The following is a 6,186-nucleotide window of genomic DNA, read 5'->3' on the forward strand; positions in this document are numbered from 1 at the left end:
CTTCTGGCGCTCGGCAGTGGACATCGGCTTTTGGAGAATGTTCGCCATCTGGTAGCGGCAGCCGACGCTACCCTCGTCGACGACTATGAAGGGACGAGCCTCGATTCCATACGGCAGATGGTTTCGATCGGAATGGGCTGCTCGCTATTCCCGGAGCTTTACGCGCGCGCGGAATTTCGCAAGGACGACGACGTCAAGTTGCTTAGAATTCTCGATTGGGAAGAGCGTCGCGAAGTCGGCTTCTACTGGCGTGAGAGCAGCGGGCGCACAAAACACTACGAAACTCTCGCGACCGAGGCGATTAAGGTCGCTGAAGACTTGGATATTATATGAATTTACCGACCCACAAAGTTCACCAAGGCGTACGTAGCTTCCGCTACGTCCGCTGGAACTGTGTCATCCGCGTTTAGATGCATGCTTGTTTGTTTATCGCATCACCCGCCCTTCCAAGAACATAGCGTATGATGATCTATCGTTGAAGGACTAGGTGCGGGGTATCAACTACTCAAGGCCTACCCCGACATGTCGCCGACGGTTCTAGACATCTGTCGCCCTCATCATGAGGTATTGGATGGAAGTGGGTATCCACTTGGACTTAAGGCCCCCAAGCTGCAACTTCCCGTTCGAATTAGCACGGTTTGTGACGTCTTTGAGGCGCTGACGTCGGCACGACCATACAAGCGACCTTGACCCAGGGATGAGGCTCTAAACTGGATGTTTGCTAGGCCAGAGCTCTTCGACAGGAAACTCGTCATACGACTGGGAAGTATATTAGCGAATTCAGAGGGCATGTAATTTCTATTTTGAATCATTGTTGGTTTTCGCCGGTTTCGCCGTCGTTGCTGGTCGCCCAGTTGCCCATGATCCAATGGACCAATGCATGCGCCATGCCGCCTCATCATGTTGCTTTAATGTTTCATGGACCAGTTCGTTCATGGACAGCGGTTTCATACCGCCGGCGCTGCTTCCCTTGCATCGGTTGAAGCAAGCTTGTACCTGCGCCGACGTGTCATTTCCTGATCCGCGAGCACACCCAGCAGGATAACGGATCCCATCACAGCGAAATTCAGGGAGGAGGGAATGCCAAGCAGGTTGACCAGATTCTGAAGGATCTGAAGCAGCACTGTTCCCAGCATGATGCGTGACAACAGAATGACCGGTCGCATCCGAGGATCTGCGACCAATACGCCGCCTTCGACACACCTGCGGCAAACACAATCAGATCCGGGGTCTTACCGGTGAGTTTCATCGAGGGTCTGGTCTCGGAAGAGACGAGGGCGCTTTGGCGCAATCATTCAAGACCGGCACCGCATCGCGCCTTACCCTGCGACCCTATCCTTGAAGCATGGGGCGGATAATGCAGTACGTCTTGAACGGAGCGATCGCGGACGTGCCGAGCGAATGGCACGACGAGAGCCTGCTTTTCGTTCTGCGAGAATACCACGGCTTGGTCGGAGCGAAGTTCGGCTGCGGCGTCGGGATCTGCGGAGCCTGCACCGTGATCGTCGACGGGATGGCGACACGGTCGTGCCAGGTGCAAACAGCAGAACTGACGCCGACGACGCAGGTGCTTACGATCGAGGGCCTGGAGGTGAACGGAAAGCTCCATCCTGTGCAAGAGGCGTGGCTCGCGCACGCCGTGCCGCAATGCGGCTATTGTCAGTCCGGACAGATCATGTCGGCTGTCGCGCTTCTGGCCGATGGCGATCGTGCTGACGCGACGGCGAGTTCGGACGCAATCTTGAGCGCGATGAACGACAATCTCTGTCGATGCGGCACCTATCAGAGGATCAGGGACGCAGTCCGCGACCTGATCGAGGCAGGCTGATGAAGCGTCGCAGCTTTCTGATCGGCAGTCTCGGTACGCTGGTCGCGTTCATCGGCACAGGCGCGACGATCTATGGAGCACTCCCTGTCATTCCAAAGCGTCCGATGCCCGGCACGGATGATGCTCTGGGCTGGATCGCGCATCAAGAGGGCCGGTTCCTTCTAACGCTTCCGCGAATCGAGATGGGCCAGAACATCGCAACAGCTCTCAAACAGATTGCCTGCACGGAGCTTGAGGTGGCGTGGGACAAGGTCGACGTGGCCTTTCACGACAGTGATCTCGCGAGAGTGAGATCCACGGTGGGCAGTGAATCCATTATGCTGTTTGCCGAGCCGCTGGCCCAAGCCTGTGCCAGCCTGCGTGACGCCTTGAGGAGGGGGGTGCGGCAAGGGCTGGTGTCGGCCGAACCTCGGGCGAAAGAGCAATTGAAGACCTTTGCCCGACATGGAAAAATCGGCCGAACTGCCGAGATTGTGCAGGGCCGGGAGATCGTGACCGGCAAGGCACTCTATGCCTCCGACATACGCCGCCCCGGCATGCTCTTCGGACGGGTCCTTCGCGCACCCGCATTGGCCGAATACGCGTCGAAACCGCTATCCTGGAATGCTGAAGCCGCGCGCGCCATCCCCGGTTTTGTTGCCATCGTCAAAGATTGCGGCCCTGATATCGGCAATGCCAAGGGACTGGGCATCATCGCAGAACGGCCTGGCGTACTCGACCGGGTCGTTGAGGTGCTCAATGTCGTATGGCAGACCGAGGAACCGACAACCGAATTTTCCTCCGACGCCCCGGTCGATGTTGATCGGCGTCCGCTGGAAGAAATGCCGTCCAACGTCGTCCTTAACGGACGCCCTGAGCCCGGTCCGTGGAACGTCGATCTCAAATTGAGTATTCCCTTTGCCGCCCATGGCGCCATCGAGCCACGGGCGGCCGTTGCGGAATGGATGCACGGAAAGCTCACCGTCTGGGCGGGAACACAGGACGTTTTCTTCATTCGCGACTGTCTGGCGGATGCCTTCAGTGTTGCTGTTGAGGCGGTCAGAGTGCAGTCATGCCGGGTCGGAGGCAGTTTCGGCGGCAAGACGATCTGTACGGTCGAGGCCGAGGCAGCAACTCTGTCACGAGCCGCAGGAGCACCCGTCAAGGTTCAGTGGACGCGCGCGCAAGAACTGGCTTCAGCCTTTCACCGCCCGCCGTCGTCCCATCGCGTGCGCGCCCGCATTGCGGACGGCCAAGTCAGCGACTGGGACCATCGGCAGGTCTCGTCCCATATTCTCTTCACGTCGGCGGTGGTCCCCAACCTCATGCAGCAGGCAACGGATGCCTTCATCGGCGATGGTGGCGTGGCAAGGGGAATGGCCGTTCCTTATGTCTTTCCCCGAGCAAGAGCAGCCTATGACCTTGTTAGACTACCCGTTCACACAGGCCCCTGGAGAGGTCTTGGTGCGGGCCCGAACGGCCTCGTCATCGAAAGTGCGATAGACGAGGCCGCTCTCGCAGCCGGCGCCGACCCCCTCGCCTTCCGCCTTGCGCACATAAACGATTCCAGGCTGGCAGCCGTCGTTGAGGCGGTGGGAGAGATGTCGGCCTGGGAGACTTGGAAAAGACCGGAGAATGAGATCAAGGTCGGCCGCGGCATTGCCTGCGGCATCTACAAGGAGGTGAGTTATGCCGCCGTGGTCGCTGAAGTGGAAGTGGCGCCAGACGGGCGTACACGTGTCCGCGAGTTCTGGTGTGCCCATGACTGCGGGCTCGTCATCAACCCGGATCAGGTCAAGGCCCAATGCGAGGGAAACCTGATGTGGAGTGTCGGTTTCGTGCTCCATGATCATCTGCCGATGGAACGGTCACGTATAGTGGCTGAGACATTCGTTGATGCGCCCATTCCACGTATGGAAGATACGCCGAGAATGAACGTCGAGTTGATTGAGAGTGCTAAACCTCCTGCGGGAGCCGGAGAAACGGTCATGGCGTGTGGGCCCGGCGCAATTGCGAATGCGATCCGCGCCGCAACTGGGATCAGGCCAACCCGCTTCCCGGTCAGAACAGCCTGAACACAGCCAGGGGATCGATATGACGCTCGACTTGACCGGGTCGCAAACACAGAAGCCGAACGATTTCGCTTCGGCTGCGATCATGCGGCTGATCGGGCTCGGCCTGCGTTCGCAACAGATTTCCATCCCCGTGCCCCGGGCGCAAGGGGCGCATGTTCCCCGCGGGCAAAAACATGATCTGCTCGACAAGGTGCTTGCCGAGCATGGTGTTCAGACGATCTTCAAGATCGCAGACTGTGCATATCTTATGCCGTTCGAACCGGTCGTCCGCGCCTTGCGTCAGGCGAGGGGCGCAAAGGACCTTTTGGATCGCTGGAGCCGGTTGGAGCGCTTCAGCCACGGCCGACATCTTGTTTCACGGTCCGAGCTTGAGCCATCCCTCTACAGACTGGAACATCGTGCAAGAGGTGGTGGCCTGGGCCCGTCACGGGCAGAGAGCCTCTTGATCCTGGCTCTCCTTGCCGTCCTGATCGAGCTTTCCGGCGAAATCCTGGTTCTCATGACGGAAGGTGGCACCGTCCTCCGTTCGGAACAGACTTGGCGCACGGTCGGTTGCGACCTGGTGCTGAAGTCAGTCCTTGTCGAGGTCAAACCCGCGAGTGTTTCGATTGGCGAAACCCCTGTTCGTCCCTCGGAGCGTGTGCTCGAAGAACTGCGCCGTCTTGTTGCAGATGATCCCTGTCGCCGCTGGTCGGTCGACCGGTTCGCTCACCTGCTGGCGACCAGCAGACGGACGCTCCAGCGTCGGCTGGAAGAGCGGCAGACATCCTTCAGCGACGTTGTGCTGGATGTCAGGCTGGAGCTTGCGGCAGAGCAGCTTTGCAACCACCAGCAGACCAGCCTTGCCCAGATCGGCTTCCTCAATGGCTTTTCCGACCAGCCGCATTTCACTCGGTTGTTTTCCCAGAGGGTCGGGGTAACGCCCGGCATCTATCGGGAATACTTCAGATCGGGAAACGGCGCATCTGGTGCACGGTGGCTGTGAGATCAGGAAATCTCAAGCCCGGAAGACGCGGTAGACGGTAGCCGGTGGGAAGTTTGCCGGACAGAACCTGACCCGCGCACTTTCGATCAACAGCCGTTCGTGAACCGCGAAAGGGATCGGACACCGGGGTCCATAGGTGAAGCAGCGAAACTCGCCATCATCTCGAATGAGGTCGAAAGCCGATTTCATGATCCGGTGAACCGAGGAAAGGCTCATCGACAGAAGCGGCAGACCACAGAGCACGGCTTTGACCGAACGGGGGCTGCAGGGCAGTACGCTGCGCATACGGCACGCATCGACAGTGAAGGTCTGGACGGTCGCGAATCTTGCCTGCATCAGTTCGGCGAATGCGGGGTTGCTCTCGACGGCGTATATTTGGGACGGTCCAGCGGACATGCCCACGAGATATTCGGTGAACGCCCCTGTGCCTGGACCCAATTCCAGAACGGTGGCATCCTGGAGATCGAGACCTTCCACCATCGCTCTTGCGAGGGACAAACTGGACGGCACGACCGATGCCGTTTGAAGCGGCGCGCGCAGCCATTCGCGGGTGAAGGTGGCGACGTGTCTTATTCTCTGCATGGATCACCGGGACCAATTGAGGGACAGGGAAATCGCGCCGGGGGCGTGATCTCGTTGCCGTCAAACTCGGACACTCCATCCGTTAAATCTTGAAACTATGCGCCAAAATCAGGCAGCGAACTGCAGCAGATGGCGTCGTGCTTCCTCAGCAACGCGTGCAGCCAAGCAGGATAGTTGGATATGACCGCAGAGGTACTTCGTCGGGGAGTGTCAGGAATTTCGTGTAAGGGCGTGCATAATGGGTACGAAGGAGATCACCCATGGCACGACGGAAAGAGCCTGTTATTCCAGACAGCATCGCCGGACACAAATAAGATCTGCTTGTTCGCGGCAGATACCGGTAAACGCATTGTCTGACACGCTTTTCAGACATGCTGCCGATCCGTGTTCAAGGGAGTTACGATAAGCGAGCCGTCGATTCCCTTTCCACGAGAATAGGGGGTAGCCGGATCGGCCCATCTATTGTCCCGCGACCCAAAACGGCTCGTATAGCTATCTCCGCGATTTGCTGGACGGGCTGACGGATAGTGGTCAGCCGCGGCAAGACGAGGGAAGCCAGCGGGATATCGTCGAAGCCGACAATTGATAAATCCTCCGGCACGCGTATGCCCATATCCCGTGAGCACCGCAAGAGGCCGATCGCCTGCTGATCGTTGGCTGTGGCGATCGCCGTCGGACGCGCGTTTACGGGAACCGAAAGCAGTCGCCTGCCCATCTCCTCGCCGGACCTGTAGTCA

Annotated in this window: 7 protein-coding genes and 1 pseudogene; 5 read left to right on the forward strand and 3 right to left on the reverse strand. The window is 58.8% G+C overall.

What is annotated here, in order from left to right:
* Positions 1 to 333: LysR substrate-binding domain-containing protein (locus tag AX760_RS25955; RefSeq protein ID WP_245295109.1), on the forward strand; the 333-nt coding region annotated here is incomplete at its 5' end.
* A gap of 138 nt (positions 334 to 471) precedes the next feature.
* Positions 472 to 690 carry an HD-GYP domain-containing protein gene (locus AX760_RS28260; protein WP_425348900.1) on the forward strand — a complete coding sequence of 73 codons (219 nt, stop codon included), beginning with the start codon at positions 472 to 474 and terminating at the stop codon, positions 688 to 690.
* 257 nt (positions 691 to 947) lie between these two features.
* Here the strand turns inward: AX760_RS28260 and AX760_RS25965 are convergent.
* Positions 948 to 1,139: pseudogene (locus AX760_RS25965) on the reverse strand (ABC transporter permease); the annotation flags it as partial.
* 218 nt (positions 1,140 to 1,357) lie between these two features.
* Between AX760_RS25965 and AX760_RS25970 the strand changes: the two are divergent.
* Genes AX760_RS25970 through AX760_RS25980 form a run of 3 tightly spaced genes read left to right on the forward strand, consistent with a single transcriptional unit; the run spans position 1,358 to position 4,867 of the window.
* Positions 1,358 to 1,828, forward strand: coding sequence for a (2Fe-2S)-binding protein (locus AX760_RS25970; protein ID WP_087149367.1), 471 nt, complete (start codon positions 1,358 to 1,360; stop codon positions 1,826 to 1,828).
* Positions 1,828 to 3,882 (forward strand): xanthine dehydrogenase family protein molybdopterin-binding subunit, encoded by a 2,055-nt coding sequence (locus AX760_RS25975; RefSeq protein ID WP_071835907.1) that lies wholly within the window; start codon positions 1,828 to 1,830, stop codon positions 3,880 to 3,882. Before AX760_RS25970 ends, AX760_RS25975 begins: the two co-directional genes overlap by 1 nt.
* Positions 3,883 to 3,901: 19 nt before the next feature.
* On the forward strand, positions 3,902 to 4,867 hold the full coding sequence (locus tag AX760_RS25980) for a helix-turn-helix transcriptional regulator (RefSeq protein ID WP_071835908.1): 966 nt from the start codon (positions 3,902 to 3,904) through the stop codon (positions 4,865 to 4,867).
* Between the two features lie 12 nt (positions 4,868 to 4,879).
* On the opposite strand, the gene AX760_RS25985 is transcribed toward AX760_RS25980, so the two are convergent.
* Both AX760_RS25985 and AX760_RS25990 read right to left on the reverse strand, forming a co-directional pair.
* Entirely contained in the window at positions 4,880 to 5,449 is a 570-nt protein-coding gene (locus tag AX760_RS25985) for a class I SAM-dependent methyltransferase (RefSeq protein WP_071835909.1), read from the reverse strand.
* 397 nt (positions 5,450 to 5,846) lie between these two features.
* Positions 5,847 to 6,186: substrate-binding domain-containing protein (locus AX760_RS25990; RefSeq protein WP_175552145.1), on the reverse strand; the 340-nt coding region annotated here is incomplete at its 5' end.

It is taken from the genome of Pararhizobium antarcticum (assembly GCF_001885585.1).
GTDB lineage: Bacteria > Pseudomonadota > Alphaproteobacteria > Rhizobiales > Rhizobiaceae > Pararhizobium > Pararhizobium antarcticum.